At 41.7% G+C, this 24,456-nt stretch carries 29 protein-coding genes; 3 read left to right on the top strand and 26 right to left on the bottom strand.

The genetic code is table 11. The features are described from left to right. Positions 1-42: 42 nt before the first annotated feature. Positions 43-1,338: an adenylosuccinate lyase gene (purB, locus tag AC6UDA_RS01895; protein WP_500708074.1), complete on the bottom strand. Its 1,296-nt coding sequence runs from the start codon at positions 1,336-1,338 to the stop codon at positions 43-45. A gap of 204 nt (positions 1,339-1,542) precedes the next feature. Between purB and AC6UDA_RS01890 the strand changes: the two genes are divergently transcribed. Beyond that, positions 1,543-2,811 (top strand): adenylosuccinate synthase, encoded by a 1,269-nt coding sequence (locus AC6UDA_RS01890; protein ID WP_500710720.1) that lies wholly within the window; start codon positions 1,543-1,545, stop codon positions 2,809-2,811. 45 nt (positions 2,812-2,856) lie between these two features. Here the strand turns inward: AC6UDA_RS01890 and AC6UDA_RS01885 are convergent, their stop codons facing one another. From AC6UDA_RS01885 to AC6UDA_RS01770, 24 genes are all read right to left on the bottom strand, one after another. Further along, on the bottom strand, positions 2,857-3,954 hold the full coding sequence (locus AC6UDA_RS01885) for a M24 family metallopeptidase (RefSeq protein ID WP_500706261.1): 1,098 nt from the start codon (positions 3,952-3,954) through the stop codon (positions 2,857-2,859). A gap of 75 nt (positions 3,955-4,029) precedes the next feature. Then, the gene (locus AC6UDA_RS01880) at positions 4,030-4,812 is read right to left on the bottom strand and encodes a biotin--[acetyl-CoA-carboxylase] ligase (RefSeq protein WP_500710718.1); all 783 of its coding nucleotides are present in this window, start codon (positions 4,810-4,812) and stop codon (positions 4,030-4,032) included. Between the two features lie 3 nt (positions 4,813-4,815). Then, the gene (locus AC6UDA_RS01875) at positions 4,816-5,397 is read right to left on the bottom strand and encodes a 4'-phosphopantetheinyl transferase family protein (protein WP_500699148.1); all 582 of its coding nucleotides are present in this window, start codon (positions 5,395-5,397) and stop codon (positions 4,816-4,818) included. A gap of 115 nt (positions 5,398-5,512) precedes the next feature. Beyond that, entirely contained in the window at positions 5,513-6,283 is a 771-nt protein-coding gene (gene accA / locus AC6UDA_RS01870) for a carboxyltransferase subunit alpha (RefSeq protein WP_500710715.1), read from the bottom strand. Further along, positions 6,276-7,118 (bottom strand): acetyl-CoA carboxylase carboxyltransferase subunit beta, encoded by an 843-nt coding sequence (locus tag AC6UDA_RS01865; RefSeq protein WP_500710713.1) that lies wholly within the window; start codon positions 7,116-7,118, stop codon positions 6,276-6,278. The genes accA (AC6UDA_RS01870) and AC6UDA_RS01865 overlap by 8 nt, the downstream gene beginning before the upstream one ends. Beyond that, a complete protein-coding gene (locus AC6UDA_RS01860) occupies positions 7,099-8,478 on the bottom strand; it encodes an acetyl-CoA carboxylase biotin carboxylase subunit (protein WP_500710711.1) in 1,380 nt (459 codons plus the stop codon). The genes AC6UDA_RS01865 and AC6UDA_RS01860 overlap by 20 nt, the downstream gene beginning before the upstream one ends. Before the next feature lie 36 nt (positions 8,479-8,514). Beyond that, on the bottom strand, positions 8,515-8,958 hold the full coding sequence (locus AC6UDA_RS01855; RefSeq protein WP_500710708.1) for an acetyl-CoA carboxylase biotin carboxyl carrier protein: 444 nt from the start codon (positions 8,956-8,958) through the stop codon (positions 8,515-8,517). Continuing rightward, positions 8,958-10,196 (bottom strand): beta-ketoacyl-ACP synthase II, encoded by a 1,239-nt coding sequence (fabF, locus tag AC6UDA_RS01850; protein WP_500710705.1) that lies wholly within the window; start codon positions 10,194-10,196, stop codon positions 8,958-8,960. The genes AC6UDA_RS01855 and fabF (AC6UDA_RS01850) overlap by 1 nt, the downstream gene beginning before the upstream one ends. Before the next feature lie 36 nt (positions 10,197-10,232). After that, positions 10,233-10,484 (bottom strand): acyl carrier protein, encoded by a 252-nt coding sequence (locus AC6UDA_RS01845; RefSeq protein WP_500693426.1) that lies wholly within the window; start codon positions 10,482-10,484, stop codon positions 10,233-10,235. Between the two features lie 29 nt (positions 10,485-10,513). After that, positions 10,514-11,464, bottom strand: coding sequence for a beta-ketoacyl-ACP synthase III (locus AC6UDA_RS01840; protein ID WP_500710702.1), 951 nt, complete (start codon positions 11,462-11,464; stop codon positions 10,514-10,516). 21 nt (positions 11,465-11,485) lie between these two features. Next, on the bottom strand, positions 11,486-11,932 hold the full coding sequence (gene fabZ / locus AC6UDA_RS01835; RefSeq protein ID WP_500693424.1) for a 3-hydroxyacyl-ACP dehydratase FabZ: 447 nt from the start codon (positions 11,930-11,932) through the stop codon (positions 11,486-11,488). Between the two features lie 272 nt (positions 11,933-12,204). Beyond that, positions 12,205-12,969 (bottom strand): enoyl-ACP reductase FabI, encoded by a 765-nt coding sequence (gene fabI, locus AC6UDA_RS01830; RefSeq protein ID WP_500693423.1) that lies wholly within the window; start codon positions 12,967-12,969, stop codon positions 12,205-12,207. Between the two features lie 65 nt (positions 12,970-13,034). Continuing rightward, entirely contained in the window at positions 13,035-13,805 is a 771-nt protein-coding gene (gene accA / locus AC6UDA_RS01825) for a carboxyltransferase subunit alpha (RefSeq protein ID WP_500696459.1), read from the bottom strand. Beyond that, positions 13,798-14,640: an acetyl-CoA carboxylase carboxyltransferase subunit beta gene (locus AC6UDA_RS01820; RefSeq protein ID WP_500710699.1), complete on the bottom strand. Its 843-nt coding sequence runs from the start codon at positions 14,638-14,640 to the stop codon at positions 13,798-13,800. The genes accA (AC6UDA_RS01825) and AC6UDA_RS01820 overlap by 8 nt, the downstream gene beginning before the upstream one ends. Further along, positions 14,627-16,000 carry an acetyl-CoA carboxylase biotin carboxylase subunit gene (gene accC / locus AC6UDA_RS01815; RefSeq protein WP_500710696.1) on the bottom strand — a complete coding sequence of 458 codons (1,374 nt, stop codon included), beginning with the start codon at positions 15,998-16,000 and terminating at the stop codon, positions 14,627-14,629. The genes AC6UDA_RS01820 and accC overlap by 14 nt, the downstream gene beginning before the upstream one ends. Before the next feature lie 18 nt (positions 16,001-16,018). After that, complete coding sequence (locus AC6UDA_RS01810; protein ID WP_500707270.1) at positions 16,019-16,435, bottom strand: 3-hydroxyacyl-ACP dehydratase FabZ family protein; 417 nt, start codon at positions 16,433-16,435, stop codon at positions 16,019-16,021. A gap of 2 nt (positions 16,436-16,437) precedes the next feature. Next, complete coding sequence (locus AC6UDA_RS01805; protein WP_500695350.1) at positions 16,438-16,881, bottom strand: acetyl-CoA carboxylase biotin carboxyl carrier protein; 444 nt, start codon at positions 16,879-16,881, stop codon at positions 16,438-16,440. Continuing rightward, entirely contained in the window at positions 16,881-18,116 is a 1,236-nt protein-coding gene (gene fabF / locus AC6UDA_RS01800; protein ID WP_500696454.1) for a beta-ketoacyl-ACP synthase II, read from the bottom strand. Before fabF (AC6UDA_RS01800) ends, AC6UDA_RS01805 begins: the two co-directional genes overlap by 1 nt. A gap of 26 nt (positions 18,117-18,142) precedes the next feature. Beyond that, entirely contained in the window at positions 18,143-18,886 is a 744-nt protein-coding gene (gene fabG, locus AC6UDA_RS01795; protein WP_500710694.1) for a 3-oxoacyl-ACP reductase FabG, read from the bottom strand. A 3-nt stretch (positions 18,887-18,889) separates the two neighbouring features. Continuing rightward, entirely contained in the window at positions 18,890-19,801 is a 912-nt protein-coding gene (locus tag AC6UDA_RS01790; RefSeq protein ID WP_500710692.1) for an ACP S-malonyltransferase, read from the bottom strand. Positions 19,802-19,835: 34 nt separating this feature from the next. Further along, positions 19,836-20,099 (bottom strand): acyl carrier protein, encoded by a 264-nt coding sequence (locus AC6UDA_RS01785; RefSeq protein ID WP_500693414.1) that lies wholly within the window; start codon positions 20,097-20,099, stop codon positions 19,836-19,838. 35 nt (positions 20,100-20,134) lie between these two features. Then, the gene (locus AC6UDA_RS01780) at positions 20,135-21,112 is read right to left on the bottom strand and encodes a beta-ketoacyl-ACP synthase III (RefSeq protein ID WP_500710690.1); all 978 of its coding nucleotides are present in this window, start codon (positions 21,110-21,112) and stop codon (positions 20,135-20,137) included. Between the two features lie 14 nt (positions 21,113-21,126). Then, on the bottom strand, positions 21,127-21,573 hold the full coding sequence (gene fabZ, locus AC6UDA_RS01775; protein ID WP_500706248.1) for a 3-hydroxyacyl-ACP dehydratase FabZ: 447 nt from the start codon (positions 21,571-21,573) through the stop codon (positions 21,127-21,129). A gap of 55 nt (positions 21,574-21,628) precedes the next feature. Then, entirely contained in the window at positions 21,629-22,171 is a 543-nt protein-coding gene (locus tag AC6UDA_RS01770) for a hypothetical protein (RefSeq protein WP_500693411.1), read from the bottom strand. A gap of 136 nt (positions 22,172-22,307) precedes the next feature. On the opposite strand from AC6UDA_RS01770, the gene AC6UDA_RS01765 reads away from it, so the two are divergent. Together AC6UDA_RS01765 and AC6UDA_RS01760 are read left to right on the top strand one after the other, a co-directional pair. Next, on the top strand, positions 22,308-22,691 hold the full coding sequence (locus tag AC6UDA_RS01765; RefSeq protein ID WP_500696451.1) for a DUF488 domain-containing protein: 384 nt from the start codon (positions 22,308-22,310) through the stop codon (positions 22,689-22,691). Positions 22,692-22,705: 14 nt separating this feature from the next. Beyond that, a complete protein-coding gene (locus tag AC6UDA_RS01760) occupies positions 22,706-23,641 on the top strand; it encodes an aldo/keto reductase (protein ID WP_500693409.1) in 936 nt (311 codons plus the stop codon). A gap of 50 nt (positions 23,642-23,691) precedes the next feature. Here AC6UDA_RS01760 and AC6UDA_RS01755 read toward each other — a convergent pair whose 3' ends face one another. Next, the gene (locus AC6UDA_RS01755) at positions 23,692-24,381 is read right to left on the bottom strand and encodes a hypothetical protein (RefSeq protein WP_500693408.1); all 690 of its coding nucleotides are present in this window, start codon (positions 24,379-24,381) and stop codon (positions 23,692-23,694) included. Positions 24,382-24,456 lie beyond the last annotated feature (75 nt).

Below are 24,456 nucleotides of genomic sequence, written 5' to 3'. Positions count from 1 at the left end.
TCAAAATCAAAATGGAGATGCATTAATGCAACTCCATTTAACCTATTCTAATCCGACCCGTTTGAAAATATCATCAACGTGTCTAAGGTGGTAATGATAATCAAACGCATCGTTAATCTCTTGGTCAGACAACCGTTCATTAATCTGATCGTTAGCTTTAACTAACTTTTCAAATGACTCGTGGTTCTCCCATGACTGAGCCGTCAGTGGTTGAACTAAGTCGTAAGCCGCTTCCCGACTCATCCCTTTATCAATTAATTTCAGCATTACTCGTTGACTGTAAATTAGGCCATAAGTTAGATTCATATTTTCCTTCATTCGTTTCGGGAAAACATCTAAGTTTGAAAGAATATTATTGAAACGATGAAGCATGTAATCTAAGAGCGTGGTACTCTCTGGTAGAATAATTCGCTCAGCCGAAGAATGGGAAATATCACGTTCATGCCACAAAGAAACGTTCTCGTAGGCAGTGGTGATTAGTCCACGCATGGTTCTGGCCAATCCACAAATGTTTTCTGATCCAATTGGGTTCCGCTTATGTGGCATTGCCGAAGAACCCTTTTGACCAGGATTAAAATGCTCTTCTACTTCATGAATCTCAGAACGTTGCAAACCACGAATCTCCGTTGCAAAATTTTCAAGACTAGTGGCAATCAATGCCAAAGTGGCGATATATTCGGCATGTAAATCACGAGGTAAGACTTGACTAGTGATTTCTTGGGCACGTAGCCCTAACTTATCGCATACGTAAGCCTCTACCTGAGGGTCAATGTTAGCAAATGTCCCAACGGCTCCAGAAATTTTCCCGGCTTCCACTTCGGCAGCTGCTTCGTTAAATCGTTTTAGGTTTCGTTTCATTTCTGAATACCAACGTGCCATCTTCAAGCCAAAAGTCATTGGTTCCGCCTGAACCCCATGGGTTCTTCCGATTTCAACCGTATCCTTATATTTTAAGGCTTTCTGCTTAATGGTATCCATTAAAGTTAAAATATCCTGACGAAGAATCTCGTCAGCCTGCTTTAGTCTAAGTCCCTGAGCGGTATCGACAACATCAGTACTAGTAACGCCGTAATGGATCCACTTTTTTTCGGGGCCAAGCGACTCCGAAACATCGCGAGTAAAAGCCACCACATCATGGTGAGTTTCCGATTCAATCTGTGCAATGCGGTCCACGTCAAAGGTCGCGTTTCTTTTAATGGCAATAATGTCAGCATCTGGAATCTTACCTAACTTATTCCATGCTTCATCAATCGCAATCTCAACTTCAAGCCATGTCTGATACTGATTCTGCTTACTCCAAATTCGCTTCATTGGTGCTCTTGTATAACGCTCAATCATTTCATTCACCTCATTATAATTACAGGATAATCTTACATAATGTTTTCTTTTCAGTCAAATCAACGCCACTACTACTTTATTATAATTCTAATATTCAATAAAACACGAACATTATTTTTAACAATATTTTGAACGTTCTTGATTTTTCCATATGTGATTGGTAAACTGTTCTTGGTCAAAAAATTCATTTACGAGGTGCTATTTATGTCTGTAACAGTTGTTGTTGGTAGTCAATGGGGCGATGAGGGCAAAGGAAAGATTGTCGATACCCTAAGTGCTGACGCAGATATCATTGCTAGATATCAGGGCGGTGACAATGCTGGTCACACCATTGTGTATCACAATCAAAATTTTCACGTTCAACTTGTTCCGTCCGGAATTTTCTATTCTGACAAGTTGGCAGTAATTGGAAACGGCGTTGTTTTGAACCCCAAGTCACTATTTAAAGAAGTCGACTATCTAAACGAACATGGTGTTTCTACCGACAACCTCCGTGTATCATCTCGTGCTCAAGTCATCATGCCATACCATCCTCTTTTTGATAAGCTTCAAGAGGAACACAAACATCATAAGATCGGGACGACCCAAAAGGGAATTGGCCCTGCTTACATGGACAAGGTTGCTAGGGTTGGAATTCGGGTGGCTGATTTAATTGATCCGGCAACTTTCAAGAAACGTTTGCAGGATGTTTTAGCCGAAAAAAACGAAATTTTAGTCAAGCTGTACGATCATGAACCCCTTGATTTTACGGACATTTACGATGAATACGTAAAACTCGGGAAACGATTAAAACCATACGTAACCGAAACCTCCGTTCTTTTAAACGATGAAATCGATCATAACCAAAACGTCCTGTTTGAAGGTGCTCAGGGAATTATGTTAGACGTTGACCATGGAACCTATCCCTATGTCACTTCCTCAAACCCCGTTGCCGGAGGCGCTGCCGTTGGTGCGGGAATTGGACCCAGCAAGATTGATCGGGTCATTGGAACTTGTAAAGCCTATACTTCACGTGTCGGTGAGGGCCCATTTCCAACGGAACTACTAGACGAGACCGGTAACTACATCAGAGAAACCGCCCATGAGTACGGGGTTGTGACTAAGCGTCCCAGACGAATCGGTTGGTTTGACAGCGTTGCCTTAAGACACGCTCGTCGTGTTTCTGGTCTAACCCACCTAGCCTTAAACTGTCTGGATGTTTTAGACGGATTAAAAGAAATTAAGATTTGTACCGCATATGAACTAGACGGTAAGAAAATCACTTATTACCCCGCTAACTTGGATATCTTGGACAAGTGCAAACCGGTCTACGAAACGCTCCAGGGATGGAACGAGGATATCACTAATTGTGATACCTACGACAAGCTCCCTAAAAACGCCCAAAAGTTTCTTGACCGGGTTTCAGAACTTGTAGGTATCCCGTTAATCACTTTCTCAACTGGTCCCAAGCGAGAACAGACCCATCAAATGTAAAAAATAAGACCCTGGATAAAATCCAGGGTCTTTTTATGTCAACTCTTATACATAGCGTAATTCTTTGGATGTGTGAGTAAATGGTTCATTTCCATCCTTGGTTAGGTGAATGCAATCTTCAATTCGAACTCCGGCTACTCCAGGAATGTAGATACCAGGTTCAATTGAAAAGCACATGCCTTCCTTTAAAATCATCTTATTGCCCTCCATGATTGAAGGGAATTCATGCTCACCCATCCCCATGCCGTGGCCTAAACGGTGGATGAAGTATTTACCATAACCAGCCTTGTCAATGATATCTCTTGCAACCGCATCCAGGTCTTCGGCCCGAATACCTGGTTTAGCAGCAGATTGGGCAGCTAACTGAGCTTCCAAACAAACGTCATAAATCTCTTTTTGTTTGGCCGGAATTTTATCACCAACAGCGACCGTCCGGGAAGCATCAGAGATGTAGCCATTATGAACCGTTCCTAAATCAAATAATAACAGGTTATCGTTCTTAATCTTGTTCATGTCAGTAGCACCATGTGGTTCCGCCGCGTGAGGTCCAGTCTGAACAAGAGTATCAAAACTCATGTTCATAACCCCTCTGATTTTTTCCTGGTACTCAATCTCAGCAGCCACTTCTGCCTCCGTTTTACCGGCTTTAGCGGTCTCAAAACCAACTTGAAAAGCAAAGTCGGCTTCTTTTCCAGCAGCGTCTAACTGTTCGATCTCATATGGCGTCTTAATTACCCGCAGTTCACTAACTTCTGGAGCCACGTTAGTGCTAAAGTCAGCCTTCGGGAATTCAGCTTGAAGCTGTTGATAACGACTAATGACCAAGTTGTCGTCTTCAATCCCAAATCGTTTGGGATCAGGAGTTACATCACGAATGTGCTTGGCGATCATTTTAAAGGGATCTTCATGGTCTAAGTAACCATAAACGGGATACTTCCATCCTGACTCCTTTATGGCTTCCACTTCGAGTTCTGGTGCAAACAGAAATGGTTCCGCATCAGGAAAAATAAAAAGTGCCAACACCCGTTCAACGGGATCACTACCAAAACCAGTAAAGTACTTAATATCCTCAAAATTACTGATGTAAGCAACATCAAGCTTCTTTTGGTTAACGTAGTCTCTCATTTCATTTAATTTAACCATAATAAGACCTCCTGAATTTGTTGCTAATTTTAGCATACAATTAAATTTAATCAACACAAAAAGAGAAACCTAACATCAATCGTCAGCTTTCATCTTTCTAATATGTCTGGTCACATTCGGATCCAGGTTTAACGTTTGCTGGTCCCGTGTCTTTAACAAAAGGTGCCCACGTTCGTCGATTCCCGCTAATTTCCCAGTGATTTCATTATCATGATTGATCAGGGAAACTTGTTCGTTAAGCCACAGCAGTCGCTTAGTATAATGATTAATAATCCGATCGTCGTTCCAATGATGATAGACCTCGTACAAATGGTCATAAACCGAAGCAATTAACTGGTTCCTTTTAAGTGGCGGCACCACGTTTAAACTTCCCACCATTTGGTCACCATTACGTGAAAACGGCATGATCCCAATATCGAGGCCGATGCCCATGATAAAATTCTCGGGCTCGTTATCTTCGTTACTCTGAATTTCAGTTAAAATCCCACAGACCTTACTGTCATCGTGATACACGTCATTCACCCATTTTAATTGAGTATCGATGTTGTAGACCCGTTTAATGGCGTCCGTAACGGCAATGCCAATTCCAAGCGTTAAGATACCTGGATTATCAAGATACCTTGGTTGGGCCTGAAACACCACCGTAAAATAAACGCCGTTGTTTGCAGGAGAATAAAAATGATGGCCATTTTGGCCTTTCCCCTTCGTCTGTTCGTTAGCAATGATCATGCTAGGACGATGCCAGACCTCCACTTGAGCCTCTTCGTTAGTCGACGGTAACTGGTCATAAACCTCGATTTGATCAATGGGATTACTAATTAAACTGTGAATTACACGTGCGTTTAAAATATCGTTCATGATTTACTCACCCACCTGGGTAGCAAGAGTCCCAATGTATTTCCATCCCACGTCCAAAAAGTTAATCTGGTACAAATCATCGTTTCTTCTAGCACTTTCCATGTGAGGTAATGAAACCTCAACGGACTTGGGTTTTCCGATCAATCCGACTCCCTGAAGTTTTAAGACCGCTTCCTTGATGGTCCATAATCTTAAGGCTTGTTCACCTTGCCGTTCTCCCCTTAAATTCTTTAAGTAATCAAGTTCTGCTGGGGTGAAAGCCTTGGTAATCCTGGTGTAGTCATAAGGACGAATCTGTTCTAAGTCAACTCCAATTGGTTGATCAGAAATTACCACCAAAACCGCGTCATGAGAGTGAGCAATGTTAAAATGATAGCCATTTGGCACAAAATAGGGTTTCCCGTAATGTCCAAAATCAATGTCAACGTTTTTAATGGCGTCTTGTACTGGCATCCCCACCAGTTTAGCTAACAAAACCCTTCCCACAAGCGTCTGTTGCTTTTTGGGCTTATCGGTGATTTCTAAGTCTTGGTAGTATGGTTGAAATGCTTTTGTGGTGATCGAATCACTTAAAAATTTAATCATGCTAATTCCTCATTTTCATTTTATTAGACCTGATTGGGTCCGAGAGATAAAAAATAAGAGTCTCACTATTTTCAACAGATACAATAGTAACACTCTCATACATCTTGGTCATTGACTAAAAATTACGGTACCTAGCAAACCGCTTCTTAAGCATCTCATCCTTTGGCATCGCATTTAGTTCTTTAATTTTTTTCACCAAATCACCACGAAACCGTTCAAAACCATCGGCGGTATTTACTTCAGGAATAATTCGATCAATGATTCCTTCTTTTAGTAAGTCATCTGGAGTCAACTTCATGACTGAAGCAGCTTCTTTCATCCGACTAGCATCTTTCCACAAAATGGTGGCATATCCTTCTGGAGAAAGAACCGAATAGATACTATCCTCAAAAGCCCAGACGCAGTCACCAACGGCTAATGCCAAGGCACCACCACTGCCACCTTCACCAACAATCACACTTACGTAAGGAACTTTCAGTTGCATTCCCTGTAAGATTAATTGCGCAATCGTGTATCCAATCCCGTGGTACTCAGCTTCCACTCCCGGATATGCTCCAGGAGTATTAATTAAGGTAACAATTGGGCGATTGAATTTTTCGGCCTGCTTCATTAATCGCAGCGCTTTGCGGTATCCGTCAGGCTCAGACGAACCAAAGTGCCGTTCGATGTTGGAATTTAGATCCGAGCCCTTTCTAATCCCAATCAACGTCGTCGGAATTTCATCAAGGGTTCCAATCCCAGCGTATACGGCGGGATCATCACCGTAAGCACGATCACCATGCAGTTCCATAAAATCTTCAGTAATTCCGTTAATGAGGTCATCAACCCCAATCTTACCCGCAGCTCTAGCATTTATAACTCTATCCCATGCGGTTGGTTTACTCATCATTGTCACCTACCCGATGCCACTTTAGAATTTTATTAAGTGTCTCTTTTAGATCGCGTCGTATCACGACCCCATCCAAAAACCCATTTTTCAGTAATGTCTCTGATCGTTGAAAGTCTTTTGGTGGGCGCTGTTGAATCGTCTTTTCAATCACCCGACGTCCCGCAAAACCAATCAAAGCTTGCGGCTCTGATAAAATAATGTCGCCCTGCATTGCAAAACTGGCAGTTACACCACCAGTAGTGGGATCACAGGGAACACTGACGTACAGTAAGCCCGCTTTACTGTGTTGCGCAACCGCTTCAGACACTTTGGCCATCTGCATCAGGGAATGAATCCCCTCTTGCATCCGGGCTCCTCCAGAAGCAGTAAACACAATCACGGGAAGCTTCTTTTTCGTTGCCGTTTCAAACAGCCGTGCCAAAATCTCACCCGTTGCCGTCCCGAGGCTTGCCATCACAAAGCGCCAGTCCATCGCAGCCATCGCTACCTGATTTCCATCAATGGTACCAATCCCAGACAAAACACTCTCATTTAGACCAGTTACCGCGCGTGCCTTCTTCAACTTAGTTACGTATTTTTCGTCGTTAAACTTTTTGGAAGCCTTTAAATCAGTATTAATGGGTTCAAAATCATCACACATTAACTCAATGCGTTCTTTAGCACCAATCCGAAAGGCATAGTAACAATTAGGACACTCTTTATACCTGCCCAGGTCTTTCTTGTAGAAATTTTTCTGACAGATTGGACATTTGACCCAGATGTGATCAGGAATTTGATCCATTCGCTGACTTAACTCTTTTTGACTAATACTTTCAAACCGTTTGCTTGTCATACTGCTTCATCCATTCTTTTAAGAACGCACCTTCAATGTAATTATTGTTAAAATCACCAGTCAAAAAATGCTGATCAGAAATCAAACCAATCAAGAAATCGCGATTGGTGGTGACCCCCTTCACAACAAATTCGTTCAAAATTTGCTTCATTTCGGACACGGCTTCCCGTTTTGTCGGTTTATGCACGATAACTTTAGCAATCATCGAATCATAGTAAGGTGAAATCATGTCGCCAGCTTCAACCCCAGAATCAATTCGAATGGAATCAGATTCATGGGTAAATTTCACCTGCTGAAGTTTACCAGGTGATGGAGCAAAATTATTGCTAGGATCCTCGGCATCGATCCGACATTCAAGTGAGTAACCCTTTACCTCACAGTCTTGTTGATTAAAAGGGAGTGATTGTCCCTCCGCCACTAAAATCTGAGCCTTAATAATCTCTACTCCAGTAACCTCTTCGGTAACGGTATATTCGACTTGAAGCCTCGTATTCATTTCCATAAAATAAAAATGTTCTTCTTTATCCATCAAAAATTCGAAGGTTCCGGTATTAGTGTAGCCAATTCCCCTAGCGGCTTTAGCCACGGTCTGTCCAAGTTCTTGGCGTTTTTCAGGCGTAATTTTTAAACATGGACTTTCTTCGATTATTTTTTGATGATTACGCTGCATTGAGCAATCTCGCTCCGGAAAATAGACCACGTGGCCGTGTTCATCGGCAATGATCTGCATTTCAATGTGTTTGGCATCACTTAAATCTTTTTCCATATAAAGCCGGTCATCCCCAAATGAAAGTTTGGCTTCACGCTTAGTATCACTAAAGGCTTTTTTTAATTCAGATTCACTAGTAACTTTTCGAATTCCCTTACCGCCACCACCGGCAGCAGCCTTTAACATCACGGGATAACCAGTTTTTTGGGCCACTTCTTTAGCCTGGTCGTAAGTATCAACAAACCCATCGCTACCAGGGATAGTTGGAACGCCATTCTTTTTCATTGCTTCTTTGGCATTACCCTTATTCCCCATCAGGTTAATCACCGAAGCGGTGGGTCCAATAAATTTAATTCCGCACTGTTCACATAACTCAGCAAAATCAGCGTTTTCAGACAAAAAGCCATACCCAGGATGGAGCGCATCACATCCGCAAAGAACCGCGGAATCAATAATTGCTGCCATGTTTAGGTATGACTCATCTGGAAACGGTCCACCAATACATACGGATTCATCAGCTAATTTTACAAATAAACTATCAGCATCGGCGGTTGAATAAACCGCCACCGCCTTGATGTTCATTTCGTGAAGTGCACGGATGATTTGAACCGCGATTTCGCCGCGGTTTGCCACCAGCACTTTTTTAAACATTAAATCACCTTTTTAAAATAATATGAATTGAGCTTTCTAGTCTTCCTTAATTTCAAAAATTGGTTCATTGTATTCCACCATCGAACCACTTTCAGGCATTCGTTTAACGATGGTCCCACTCACTGGACTTTTAACCTCATTAACCAACTTCATGGCTTCAATTACACAAATGGTCTCACCCTTTTTAACATGATCACCATCTTGCTTAAAGTCGGCCCTTTCTGGGCTTGGAGCGTAATAAAGAATTCCAACCATTGGAGCTTTCAATTGATAATTATCGGAGTCGTCAGTTGCATCAATTGACGCAGATTCAAGTTGAGCCGGCTTTCTGGATTCATTAACTGACTCACTTGCATGCAAGCTGTCGTGATCAGGAATTTTGGATAAGTAAACGGCCCCTTCATTCTGATTAATCTTAATTTCTTGTAAACTCGATTGCTCAAATTTATCAATTAATTTTTCAATATCTTGTTCATTCACTAATCTTCATTCCACTTCTTCATTGCAATTACCGCATTGTGACCACCAAAGCCAAAGGCATTACTAATGGCAGTATTAACGGGTGCCCTTTTGTTATCTTCATTAACCAAATCAACGTGAATCTCAGGATCCTTATGCTTCATCCCCACGTTAACTGGCATCTGATCATTTTGAAGGGCAGCAACTAAAGCAACCGCTTCAAGTCCACCGGCGGCACCTAGGGAGTGTCCCACCATTCCTTTAATGGAACTAACTTTGACGTGATCGTTATCCTTAAACAACTTTTCAATCGCACCAGCTTCAGCCACGTCATTAGCGTGAGTGCTGGTACCGTGCGCATTAACGTAATCAAGTTCACTAGTTTTAATGTGACCTTCGTCAATGGCTTCCTTCATGGCTCTAATGGCACCTTTTCCAGAGGGGTTCGGAGCAGTCATGTGGTACGCATCACTAGTAGCACCGTATCCAACCACTTCGGCCAAAATATTAGCACCACGCGCTTTAGCATGGTCATAATCCTCAAGTACAAGAGTGCCAGCCCCTTCTCCCATGACAAAGCCATTGCGGTCTTTATCAAATGGCATTGAGGCATCTTCCACTTTTTCAGCTGTTGAAAGAGCGGTCAATTTAGCAAATCCAGCAATTCCAATCTCGGTGATGGCAGCTTCAGTTCCACCAGCAATCATCATCTTGGCTTTCCCTTGTTTAATTAGTTCAAAAGCGTTTCCAATGGCATTATTAGCTGAAGCACAAGCGGTCACGATGGTCTGAGACGTGTTTTCCGCATCAAAGTACATGGAAACATTTCCAGCCGCCATGTTAGCAATGGCTTTAGGAACAAAAAGTGGTGAAACTCGCTTTGGTCCCTTTTCGTGCATCTTGATGATGTCACTCTCAATAGTAGTAAGACCACCAATTCCATTTCCGTACATGACACCAAGGTCCTCGGGTTCGTAATCACCCTGTTTCAGGCCAGCTTGATCCATGGCCTCTTTAGCACTATACAAAGCGTACTGTGAAAAAAGATCAATTCGTTTGTAGGCACGTTTATCTAAACGCTTGCTTGGATCAAAGTCTTTAACTTCAGCAGCTACCGTCACGCCCGTGTTACTAGCATCAAATTTGGTAATTGGTGCAATCCCCACTTTAGAATTGAACAAATTGTTGGAAAAGGTTTCGGCATCATTTCCGATGGGGGTGACAGCTCCCATCCCTGTTACAACTACTCGATTACTCAAATGATTTCCTCCTGTTCAAATAAATAATTTTACTGATTATTTATCGTTCTCCGCAATCTTCTTTTGAATGTAGTCAACTAATTGTTGGACGGTGTTGATGTCTTCATCACTTTCAATTTCGATGTCATATTCGTTTTCAAGTCCGTCAACCACTTCAAAGAAGTCAAGACTATCAATATCAACGTCTTCTTTAAGGTTAGTGTCCATCTTGATGTCTGATGCTGGTACATCAGTTTGTTTTGCGATTAAGTCCTTGATTTTGTTAAAAATTTCGTTTTGGTCTGCCATAATTTATCACTCCATAATATTTTTTGTATTTAGTATCTAATTACTACGGTTCCAATGGTTAATCCCCCACCAAAACCGGTTAAAACAAGATTGTCACCACGGTTAATCTGATGCTCCTCTACCATTTCACTTAATAGCAGTGGTTCGCTTGCCGCAGCGGTATTGCCATATTTATTGATATTAACGGGAAACTTTTCCATCGATAAACCTAATTTGTTAGCAATACTTTTAATAATTCGTTCATTTGCTTGATGAACGATAAAGTACTTCACATCATTTAAGTCAATGTTTGCTTTTGAAAGCGCCAGTTTGATGGACTTGGGAACTCTTTGAGTAGCAAAACGATACACTTCATGACCATCCATCTTGAAATAAGACTGGTGCGTATCATCAGCGAAGTGCCCAGCCGTTAGCGAATTACCAAGTTCTCCAACTGTTTCTAAGTCACTAGCAAGTACTTTTGACTCACTTCCATCATTGGTAGCTAGAATTCCCGCAGCACCATCCCCAAACAGGACCGCCGTTGAACGGTCCGACCAATCAATGTACTTGCTTAGCTTCTCACCGCCAATTAAAATTCCCTTTGCATGCGGCTTATTTGCAAGCAACGCATTCAAGACGTAAATTCCGTAAGCAAATCCGGAACAAGCGGCGTTCAGATCAAAGGCAACTGCATTGTCGGCATGAAGATTTCCCTGAACCGCTGCTGCAGTTGAGGGAGTTTGAAAGTCTGATGACATGGTGGCTACGATGATGAAATCAACGTCACTTGCAGAAATATTGACCTTATTAATGAGCTTAGTTGCAACATCAGTACACATGGAAGTATTAGTCTCTGACTTAGAAATGTGACGGGCGTGAATACCGGTCCGTCGTTTGATCCACTCATCAGAGGTATCCATGATTTTAGTTAAATCATGATTAGTAACAACATTATTGGGCGTTGACCTTGCCGTTTCTAAGATTGAAAAACTACCCATTTGCGACTCCTATTACCTATTTTATTGTTCTCTTTCCTTGTTACTTACGATAAAGGTCAACTGAGCGTCACAAGCCTTTTTATCGCCAACGTATGCCACACACGAAACTGAGCCGGCACTTCCTCTAACCTTATCAATCTTAACCTCAAAGCGTAGCACATCACCAGGCTCCACCATCTTTCTGAACTTCGCGTTGCGGATGCTACCCATATAAACCGTTTTGTTCTTAAACTGGGGCGACTTCAAAATCAGAATTGAAGCAACCTGGGCCATCGATTCAATAATCAAAACACCGGGCATAACCGGATTACCAGGAAAATGTCCTTGGAAATAATTTTCGTTAATCGTAACATTCTTGGTAGCCGTAATTGACTTACCTGGGTCCATCGCATCGACCCGATCAATAAATAAAATCGGGTAACGATTAGGAATCAGATCCATAATTTCTTTTGCATTCATTAAACTCAAATTATTCACCTCTATTAATCTAATTTGATTCAAGTATGGTACTTCGCATAATTACCATGTGTTCATATTCCACAAGTTTTGATTATTTAGCAATCAAAAACCATTCCAGTTAGAATAATTCCGGCACAAAAGCCCGGCACATCAACTTTTTACAGCAAGTATGTGTCTGGTTACACTTGTTTTAATGTGTAATCATGACCAAACTCCCACCTTTGAGTCAAAAAAATCCCATAGCCGATCAACGACTATGGGATATTTAAATTAATTTTAATTTAGGCAAGTAAATGAACACCCTTGTCAACGTAGATAATGTCACCAGTAACACCGGTTGATAAATCGCTAACTAAGAAAGCAGCAACGTTACCAATCTGATCAGTTGTTACATTCTCACCATCAACGGTGAATGATTGTGACATTTTAAGAAGGTCACGATGACCCTTAATTCCGGTAACAGCCAAAGTTTTAACGGCTCCAGCAGAAATTGCGTTTACTCGAATTTGGTCTTTACCAAGTTCAGAAGCAAGGTAACGCATAGCTGATTCAAGGGATGCCTTAGCAATTCCCATCATGTTGTAATCAGGAATGGCACGAGTTGAACCCATATAAGTTAACGTTAAAATGCTACCAGGCTTGTTCATAATCTTGCTGGCATAACGAGTAACTGAGATAAATGAGTACGCACTAATGTCTTCGGCTAAGTTGTAACCATCTTTTTTGGTGTTAATCACACCATTTTGAAGGGTTTCTTTGTCAGCAAAAGCAATGGCATGAATAACCCCATCGATGTTTCCAAAACGGTCATGAATTTCGGAAAAAGCCTTTTGGACGTTAGCATCTTCGGCCACGTCACATTCAACCAGTGGGAACTCTTCATCACCAATGGTCTTCTCAATACTCTTCTTTAAACGATCATTTTGGTATGTCAAAATAACTTGAGCTCCAAGTGACTTAATTGCTTGTGCACATCCCCAAGCAATACTTTTTCTATTCGCCACACCCATCACAACAACTTTTTTTCCTTTTAATAAATCAGCCATCTTCAAAATCCTCCTAGAACCAAATATCTAATTTACATCATTATATCAAAAAATTAATTCATTCATTAAAAATTTCGGTAACGGGAAAGTCGCTTAGCAACCAAATCATCCTTAGATAATGCATTTAATTCCCTAATTTTTTTAACCAGATCGCCTCTGAAACGTTCGAAACCATCAACCGTATCAGCTTCGGGAATAATCCGATCGATGATTCCCTCAGACAACAAATCATCCGGCGTTAATTTCATCACTGAAGCAGCTTCTTTCATCCGACTGGGGTCTTTCCACAAAATCGTGGCGTAACCTTCAGGTGAGAGCACCGAATAAATACTATCCTCAAAGGCCCAGACACAATCACCGACAGCCAGTGCTAAAGCACCACCACTGCCACCTTCGCCAACGATCACACTAATATAAGGAACGGTTAGTTGCATTCCTTGTAAGATTAATTGAGCAATCGTATAACCAATTCCATGATACTCAGCATCAACGCCAGGATAGGCTCCCGGTGTATTGATCAAGGTGACAATCGGCCGGTTAAACTTTTCGGCTTGTTTCATCAGACGTAAAGCCTTCCGATACCCGTCTGGTTCAGCTGAACCAAAGTGCCGTTCAATGTTAGAGTTCAGGTCTGATCCCTTTCTAATCCCCACAAACGTAGTGGCAATGTTGTCCATGGTGCCAATCCCACCATAAACAGCCGGATCATCACCATAGGCCCGGTCACCATGAAGTTCCATAAAATCATCGGTAATGCCGTTGATTAAATCATCAACCCCAATTTTTTTGGCAGCTCTAGCGGCTAGTACCTTATCCCATGCCGTTTTTTTAGCCATTAAGATCACCTACCTGATGCCATTTTAGTAACTTTCCTAACGTTTCTTTCAATTCAGAACGTTTAATGACATCGTCCAAGAAGCCATTTTTAAGCAACGTTTCAGCCCGCTGAAAGTCCTTTGGCGGACGCTGTTGGATCGTTTTTTCAATCACCCGACGACCAGCAAAACCAATCAAAGCATGGGGTTCTGACAACAAAATATCACCCTGCATGGCAAAGCTGGCGGTCACACCACCAGTGGTAGGATCGCCAAGCACACTGATGTAAAGCAACCCAGCCTTACTGTGTTCAGCCACAGCCTCAGAGACCTTGGCCATCTGCATTAAGGAATGAATTCCCTCCTGCATTCGTGCACCCCCAGAAGCAGTGAAGACAATCACCGGCAGGCCCTTTTTAGTAGCCGTTTCAAATAAACGAGCCAAAATCTCTCCAGTAGCTGTCCCTAGACTGGCCATAATAAAACGCCAGTCCATTGCGGTAACCGCAACTTTGACACCGTTGATCGTTCCGATTCCCGATAGAACACTTTCGTTTATCCCAGTAACTTCTCTGGCCTTCTTTAGTTTTGCCACATAATTATCGTCTTTAAATTTTTTGGAAGCCTTTAAATCAGTATTAATGGGTGCAAAGTCGTCGCACATCATTTGGATGCGTTCTTTGGCTCCAATCCGAAAAGCATAGCCACAATTTGGGCATTCTTTGTACTTACCAAGTTTCTTTTTGTAAAAAGTAGTCCCACAATAAGGACATTTCACCCAAATATCATTAGGAATCTGATCCATTCTTTTGGTCAGCTCATCAGAATTCAAATTCTCAAAATCACTTTTTGCCATGTTTCTTCATCCATTCTTTTAAGAACGTACATTCAATGTAATTATTGTTAAAATCACCAGCCAAGAAATGCTTGTCATTTAGTAAAGCAATCAAGAAATCTCGGTTAGTTTTGACCCCTTCAATGTGAAACTCATTAAGAACCCGACGCATCTTATGGACGGCTTGTTTCTTGGTGGGTAAATGAACAATGATTTTGGCAATCATCGAATCGTAGTACGGTGAAATGACATCATTTTGTCCGATGCCAGAGTCCACTCGAACTCCTTTTGTACCATAGGTCTGGTGCAAACTTGTAATCTTACCCGGCGATGGTGCAAAATTATTGCTGGGATCTTCTGCATCAATTCGACACTCCAAAGCGTAGCCTTTTACGCCACAATCAGCCTGCGTGAAGGGTAATTTTTCGCCTTCTGCAACTAAGATCTGGGCTTTAATGATTTCCACATCGGCAACTTCTTCGGTAATGGTGTACTCGACCTGCAATCTGGTGTTCATTTCCATAAAGTAGAAGTTGTGATCCCGATCCATTAAGAACTCATATGTACCTGTATTTGTATACTGGATTCCTTTGGTGGCGTTAACGACGATCTGACCAAGTTCTTTTCGCTTTGCCGGACTAATTTCGGCACATGGACTTTCTTCAATGATCTTCTGGTGATTACGTTGAAGTGAACAATCACGTTCGGGAAAATAAACAACGTTACCATGCTCATCGGCAATGACTTGCATCTCAATGTGCTTGGCGTCGTTTAGATCTTTTTCCATGTATAATCGGTCATCGCCAAAGGAAAGTTTAGCCTCCCGTTTCGTATCCTGAAAAGCCTTAGCTAGTTCATCGTCATCAGCAACTTTTCGAATCCCTTTACCACCACCACCGGCAGCAGCTTTCAGCATTACCGGATAACCAATTTGATGAGCGACTTCTTTGGCTTGTTCCACGGAGTCAATAAAACCATCACTGCCAGGAATCGTTGGCACACCACTTTTTTTCATGGCTTCCTTGGCGTTTCCCTTGTTACCCATCAAATTTATGACCTTAGCACTTGGACCGATAAACTTAATGCCACACTGATTGCAAAGTTCCGCAAAATCAGCGTTTTCAGACAAAAAGCCATATCCCGGGTGCAAAGCATCGCAACCAGTAAGTACCGCTGCATCAACAATTGCTGCCATATTGAGATATGACTCGTCTGGAAATGGTCCACCGATACAGACTGACTCATCGGCCAATTTTACGAATAAACTATCAGCGTCAGCAGTTGAATACACTGCCACTGCCTTAATATTCATATCATGAAGCGCACGGATAATCTGGACTGCAATCTCGCCCCGATTAGCCACCAGTACCTTTTTAAACATTAAATCACCTTTCACTCACTATGATTCAACCGCAAACATCAACGTTGCATTAGCGATTTCCTGTCCGTCCCTAGTGACAACACCTTTGCCAATTCCAATATTATGTTTAACCTTTAATAAATCGACCTTTAAATGTAAAACATCGCCCGGTCGAAAGTCATCTTTAAACTCAGCTTGTTTGATTCCACCAAAAAAGGCGTTTTTACCCTTGTATTCTGGCATTGATAAGAGAGCAACCACTCCAGTCTGAGCCATTGACTCAAGCACCAACGGACGTGGCAGTGTCGGATGATTACCTTGATTTGCAAAGTACCATTCGTTTCCTGCCAACATCTTAGTGGCCTCGGCTCCCTCTCCCGGGGTAATGGTGTCAATCTTATCAATCATCTGAATTGGGGGACGTTGAGGGATATAATCATTAACATTCAATGTCATAACTAATCCTCCTTAATCTCATAAACTGGTTCGTTATACTCAACCATCGAACCATTATCAACCAGACGTTTCACGATGGTTCCGCTCACCGGACTTTTAACTTCATTGACCATCTTCATGGCCTCAATGATACAAACCGTTTCACCCTTTTGAACGCGATCACCATCTTTTTTGAAGTCGGGCTTTTCAGGACTAGGAGCAAAGTACAATATTCCCACCATCGGTGCCTTTAGTTGATAATTACCACTAGTAGGTGCATTCAACTGAAGTTTTTCCTGATTTTCATCCGATTTATCATCCGCCGTTTTTTCAACGTGGGTGACTGGTTTAGAATGACTGTCAATCTTTGAGAAATAAAGTTGTTGACCGTTTTCGTCAATTTTTAATTCTTGTAAGTTGGACTTATCAAATTTAGTAATTAATTTTTCAATGTCTTTTTCATTCATTATTGATTCCACTTCTTTATCGCAATGACCGCGTTATGACCACCAAATCCAAATGAATTACTAATGGCGGTATTGACCGGTCTTTTAGCATTCTCTTTATCCACTAGCTTGATATGACTTTCTGGATCTTGAGTACTGACACCAACATTCACTGGCATTTGACTGTGCTTCATGGCTCCAAGAATTGCCACGGCCTCAATGGCCCCGGCAGCCCCAAGGGCATGACCAGTCATCCCCTTGGTTGAACTAACCAAGACGTGGTCATTATCTTTAAACAACTTGCTAATGGCCTTTGACTCAGAAACATCATTAGATTGAGTTGCTGTGCCATGGGCATTAATGTAATCAAGGTCGGAAGTCTTGATGTGAGCTTCATCCAATGCTTGTTGCATGGCCCCAATGGCCCCTTCCCCATCTGGATCCGGAGCAGTAAGGTTGTAAGCGTCACTCGTTTGGCCGTAGCCAACGATTTCACCCAAAATATGTGCATCACGCGCTTTGGCGTGATCGTAATCTTCAAGCACTAAGGTTCCAGCACCAGCGCCCATTACGAAACCGTCCCGATCTTTATCAAATGGCATGGAAGCGTGAGCTGGATCTTCACTTGAAGAAAGAGCTGTTAGGGCCGCAAAGGCTGAAATCCCAACCGGAGTAATTGCTGCCTCTGATCCACCAGCGATCATCATTTTAGCCTTGCCGGCTTTAAGGTATTCATAAGCATCGCCAATCGCGTTGGTTCCAGTTGCACAAGCTGTAACCACGGCTTTACTGGTGTTTTTAGCGCCAAAGTAGATCGAAATATTGCCAGCAGCCATATTAATAATGGTTTCTGGGATAAATAACGGGGAAAGACGTCTGGGACCCTTTTTGTACATTTTTAGAACCTGCGTCTCGATGGTACTAATACCACCAATCCCAGATCCGTAGATGACGCCAAGATCCTTTCCATCATATTCTCCTCGTTTCAACCCAGCTTGGTCCATTGCCTCTACGGCACTGTAAAGTGCGTATTGCGCAAATGGATCTACTCGATGATAGTCTCGTTTAGCTAAGCGTTTGCTTGGATCAAAGTCCTTTACGCCGGCTGCCACGTGAGCTTTAATCTCAGAGGTGTCAAAACTAGTGATTTTTTCGATTCCAACCTTTGAAGCCAACAAATTATCAATAAAAGTCTCAGCATCATTCCCGATCGGGGTTACTGCACCCATGCCCGTAACAACAACTCTATTACCCAATTGAATCCTCCCTTAAATAAACGGAACTACATTGTGAGCCCGCCATCAACAGTGATTACCTGTCCGGTAATGTATTGATTATTAATCAAAAACTCGATTGTTTCGGCTACTTCTTCAGCACTTCCAAAACGATGAAGGGGAATGGTATCTTCCCACCTCGAAATAATTTTGTCACTCAATTTGGCCGTCATGTCGGTCTTGATCATGCCAGGAGCAACGGCGTTACAACGAACCCCTCTAAGTGATCCCTCTTGTGCCGTCGTCTTTGTTAAACCAACAATCCCTGATTTGCTTGCCGAATAATTCGCCTGTCCCATATTTCCGTGAAGTCCCGAAATACTGGAAGTGTTGATGATAACACCAGCTCGTTTCTTTTGCATTGTCTTTAAGGCATACTTAGTCATATTAAACGTTCCAACGAGGTTGGTGTCTAACACAGCTTTAAAATCCTCTTCGCTCATCCGCGTTAAGAGTTTGTCCCTGGTAATCCCAGCATTATTAACCAATACATCGAGATGATCATGTTCATCTAAGATCTGGTTCACCATTGACTCAGCGTCTTCTTCTTTTGAAACGTCGCCAATCAAGATCTCAATCTCAGTGTCAAACTGTGACTTTAAATTTTTTACTTCGTCATCACTTAATTCTCGATGAGAATTCACAATCACAAAATTATGTGGATCTTTTGCTAATCGTTTGGCGGTTGCCAGACCAATTCCTTTGGTAGCACCAGTAATTAAAACTGTGCTTTTATCATTTTTCGTTGTCATGAATTAGTCCTCCAAACCAAGTTTTGCTTGTAAATCATTCAATTTTTTCAAACTGTCAACGCTATAAGCATCGACATCTTTAAGTGTCTTTTTTGCAAATTTAGTCAGTGTGTTCCCCGGCCCGATCTCAATCAGCGTATCCACTCCGTAGTTTTTGACCATGAATTCTAGATCCGCTTTAAAGTGGGTTGGATTGACCAACTGACGGGTTAACGTATCGGAGAGGTTATCCTTGTTAAACAGGTCAACGTCAGTGTTGCTGATCACTGGAACCTCCGGGGTTTTAAAGGCAACATTCTCCATTCGTTTTGAAAGCAAATCACTAGCTAGTTGCATCAGCGGAGTATGTGAAGAAACGGCAACTTTTAAGGGAACGACTCGCTTTGCTCCCCGGTTCTTAAGTTCTGCACTAGCTGTTTTGACCCCAGACTCAGTCCCACCAATCACAGTTTGTTCGCTGGTATTGAAATTAGCTGGGTATGCTCCATCAACTTCGTTAGTTACGTCAACCACCACTTTGGGCTCAACCTTTAACACAGCAGCCATTGAACCGGGATTTTGCTTTCCGGCTTCATCCATGTAGTGGCTTCGGTCACGCACTAATTTTAATCCTGATTGAAAAGATAGTGCTTTAGCAGATACTAAAGCACTATACTCGCCTAAACTAAGACCCATCATTGCCTGTGCTCTAGGAAGCTTACCAGCTAAAATCTGGTAAATTCCATAACTCAAAGTCAAAATGGCAATCTGCGTATTTTCAGGATCGTCAAAAACCTTCGGATCGGATAGATCAAGATTTAAAGTATGCGACGCGGTATCGACCACGTTTTTATAGGTATCGTTATTTTGATACAAGTCAGATCCCATGTTAGCAAACTGTTGTCCCTGCCCACTGAATAAATAACCGATTTTCAAAATTTAAAACACTCCTAAAATAAAAAACACTTTATTATTTATCGTTTTTTTCGTCAATTTGCTTTGCAACATAATCAACTAGGTCAGAAACCGTCTCCATGCCCTCGTCACTATCAATTTCGATGTCATAGGCATCTTCTAGGGCATCCACAATTTCAAAGATATCTAATGAATCTAAATCCAAGTTATCTTTGAAGTTAGCGTCCATTTTAATGTCATCGGGGTTGATATCGGTTTGGTCGGTAACAACCGCCTTAATCTTGTCAAAAATCTGATTCTTATCTGCTTTTTCAGCCATAAATAATCACTCCATTTAATAAAATTTGTTTGTCCTCAATAATTAATTATAACAGTTCCAGTAGTTAATCCGCCACCAAAACCGACAAGGGCAACTTTGTTTCCTCTTTGAATTTTACCGCTTGTAAGCAAATCTGCCAATAGCAGTGGTTCACTAGCTGCCGCTGTATTCCCATATTCATCAATATCAATTGGGAACCGACTTTTCGGCAAATCAAGCCTTCTAACAACGCTAGTAATAATTCTGGCATTAGCTTGATGCATGACAAAAACATCAATATCATCTAAAGCTAAATGAGCATCTGTTAGTGCTATCTTAATTGAACTGGGAACCCTCTTTAACGCAAAGTTAAACACTTTATGACCATCCATCTTAAAGAACCGATTTTCTTGGTTGGTACTTTTCCCAAATGGTGTAACGCAGGGAAAGTGTCCAGCTGTTAAAGCTGACCCCAAATCACCATAAGTTTGAAGGGACTCTCCTAAGACCTTCGAATCAGAACTAGGATCATTTTTAACCAAGATTCCAGCGGCTCCATCACCAAAAAGCACGGCAGTTGATCGATCTGACCAGTCCAAAAACTTACTTAATACTTCCGCACCAATCAAAATCCCACAACTACCGTTCTTTTTTGCTAACAACGAATTAAGAATTGACGTTCCAAACGCAAAACCCGTACATGCGGCATCAATATCAAACGCCACCGCATTGGTAGCGTCAATCGCACCCTGAACGCTAGCAGCCGTCGATGGAGTCTGATAATCAGATGACATGGTGGCCACAATTACATAATCCAAGTCTTTAGGATCAGTCCCAGAACTTTTCAAAAGCTTTTGAGCCACTTCCACGCTCATTGACGTTGTAGATTCATTAACCGCAATGTGCCGACTTGAAATGCCCGTTCGTCTCTTGATCCATTCATCAGAGGTGTCCATAATCTTAGCCAGGTCGTCATTAGTGACGACCTTTTCAGGAACACTTTTGGCGCTTGAAATAATTTTAAAAGCACTCACTACTTATCACCTACTTAATCGACCCGGTCAGCTAACGAGAATTCAAGCGTGGCCGAACAAGCTTTATCGCCATTAACTTCACTATCAGCCACCATCGTGTAGGTTCCATCGTTAACTTCTTTTAAATCAACGTGAACTTTCAAAATGTCGCCAGGTCGGACCATGTGTCTAAACTTCACATTTTTAGTTTTGTTAAGTTTAGTAACCTTACTTTTAGGATCAACATCAAGCGATTTCAAAATGAGGATTGACGCCACCTGCGATAAGGTCTCAACAATTAAAACTCCTGGCATTAGTGGAAATCCGGGAAAATGACCCTGAAAATAATTTTCATTAGCGGTGACGTTCTTTACGGCATCAATTGACTCGCCCGGAGTTAGCTGATCCACTCGGTCCACAAATAAAGTTGGGTTACGGTTTGGAAGAATTTCCATTATTTTATCAATGCTTAACTGTTCCATATTTTCATCTCACAAAATTTAGTTTTACGTTACAAATGTGACGTTTGGTAACATCTTAACGTTTATTCAAACTGAGTGCCTCGCTACTTACTAAGAGGATTTTATCCTTTGAATTATACCCAATCGCCCATCGATTTCCGTATCGATCTCCAGGAATTCCTGGGAATTTATCGGCCTCATCATTATCCATATCCTGTAGATAATCATAGGATTCTGGGATGGGAGCCGAGTAACGATCGATTCCAACACCATCAACATAGTACATCCGCCAGTGATTAGTGTCATTTATGAAATGATGCTCTTGATCATAGGAACCGGGCATAACCTCAACGCTGTACTCAAGGTAATCTGGGTTGACCAGAACAGTATGCCCATTATCCATGATTGCGGAATAATAGGTGCCATAGTCCACCAAATCTGGATAACGATGACGTTCAATCTTTTGCCGTGGCGCCAGCTCAATATCTGTCCCATCAATCACTCTCTGTTTATTAGGATGTCGTTTTTCATCGATTTCAGTTTGAAATTTTTTCAAGAATTCATTGGCCGAACCGTGCAATTTGGAAATACCATCCGAAATCCGATTTTTTCTAACCATGATACTGTCCCTCCTTAATTTTTTTACACTTGATTTTACCACATTGAAGACTAAATTCTAACGTTTGGGCACCAAGGTATCGTATACTTGCTTATAGTATAAGAGATCAAATAATCAATGAAGGTAGGTAAGAAAAATGGAATTGAAGCTTGAACGAATCTATACCAAGCCCGTCGATAAGGATGGATACCGAATCCTAGTTGATCGTCTCTGGCCTCGTGGAATCTCGAAGGTTAACGCCGATCTAGATATTTGGTTCAAATCAATCGCTCCAAGTACCGAACTAAGAAAATGGTTCGGACACGACCCCGCCAAGTTTGAGGAATTCAAACAAAAGTATTTGGATGAACTAAAAAATAATCCACAAATGCCCGGATTTATATCATTAATTTCCACCCATTTAAAATCGGGTAACGTAATTTTGTTGTATGGAGCAAAAGATACCAAGCATAATCAAGCGATCATTATCTATCACTATTTGCTTGCCCAACCTGAGATTAAAGCAGAACTCAATCAGTAACGGAGGGATTTAACATGAAAACAGTAGAAATTGGCAAATCAGATGTAACAACAGTCCCACTAGGCTTAGGCACTAATGCCGTTGGTGGTCACAACTTATTTCCAAACTTAAGTGACCAAACCGGAATCGAAATCGTTAAAACAGCTTTAGACTCTGGCATTACCCTGCTAGATACTGCCTTTGCGTATGGCATGGGCGAATCAGAAAAACTAATCGGTGAAGCCATCAAGGGATACGATCGTTCTAAGATTCAGATCGCTACTAAGGGTTGTCAAAAGGTTCAAAGCGATGGAAGCGTTGTTATTGATGACTCTCCGGAATACTTAAAACAATGCGTCGAAGATAGTTTGAAACGACTTCAAACCGACTACGTTGATATCTTCTACATCCATTTTCCAGATGATCACACCCCATTAAACGAATCAGTGGCTGCTTTAAACGAAATGAAAAAAGCCGGTAAGATTCGTGCCATCGGAGTTTCAAACATGTCAATGAAACAATTAAAGCAGGCCAACCTTGACGGGCTGGTTGACATTGATGAAGAAGAATACAACTTGATTGATCGCTCAGCCGAAAGGGAAAGATTCCCATATCTAAAGGAACACGATATTTCATTTGTTCCATTCTTCCCACTTGCATCTGGACTCTTGACCGGCAAGTACAGCAAAGAGACTAAGTTCCCAGAGGATGATATCAGACATGACAATCCCGACTTTAAAGGCAAAGAGTTCAAAAAGATTGTTGAAAAAGTTGACCAACTAAAGCCAATTGCCGACAAGCATGACGCTACCGTTGCTCAAATCGTCATTGCTTGGTACATCAAGAATCCTGATATCACGGTTGTTATTCCGGGTGCCAAAAAGCCAGAGCAAGTCAAAAGCAATGCTAAAGCGTTAGATATTGACCTTAGCCACGCCGAGTATGATCAAATTAACACCCTGTTTAAATAAAGATAGAAAAATTAAAAGCGTTCATCAAATGATGAACGCTTTTTTGACACTTATTTATTTTTAATTTCACGGTAGAAAATGATTTGAGCCGCTGAATTCCAGAAACTAATGAAAATCATTGGAACATATACAATCACAGAAACCACCGCGGCTAAAATAGAATTACCCTTCACAACGGTTGTAACGGCTGTCATCAAAATGGTTAATACGAAATACATACAGAAAAATAACAGCTGCAGATAAAAAAAGTTCCACTTGTAACCCTTCGTTGTTTGCCAAGCATCGGTAAATGCTTGAGTAATCCCAACTTCTTTTCCGGTCTCAATTTCATCTTGATACGAATACATCCAAAGACCCCATCCAACCGACAAGATGACGCCGGGAACAATCAATAGGAGGGTTGCAAAGGCCTCTGCAAGTGTCATTAATAGTCCTACCAGAATGATGACAGGCCAATTGTACTTACGATTAAAAGCCACAAAAGCATTCTTAAACTTAAAACTATCATTTTGAATACTCTTGGCGTATCCCATGGCCAGAGAGGCAGCAAATAAGATTCCCACCAGACCAACGATTAATTCAAAGATTGAGAAAAGGGCTCTTTGCATGCCTTGAAGCTTGAACAACATCATTGGATCCGAAAAAGCTCCCACGACCCCAGCTGGGATGCCCATTAAAAACATCATCCACCAGTTCTTCTTAACGATTCCCCACGACTTTGTCATTGCATTTGCAATCATATGTATTCCTCCATTTTTCGTTACTAGAATTATTACACGCCGAGTTCTTTTTGACAACGTAAAAAAAGAGAAGCA

This window comes from Fructilactobacillus sp. X8R4C1 (genome assembly GCF_059900905.1).
Note: the sequence above shows the minus strand (reverse complement) of the source record. Positions and strands in the feature narration are given on the sequence as shown.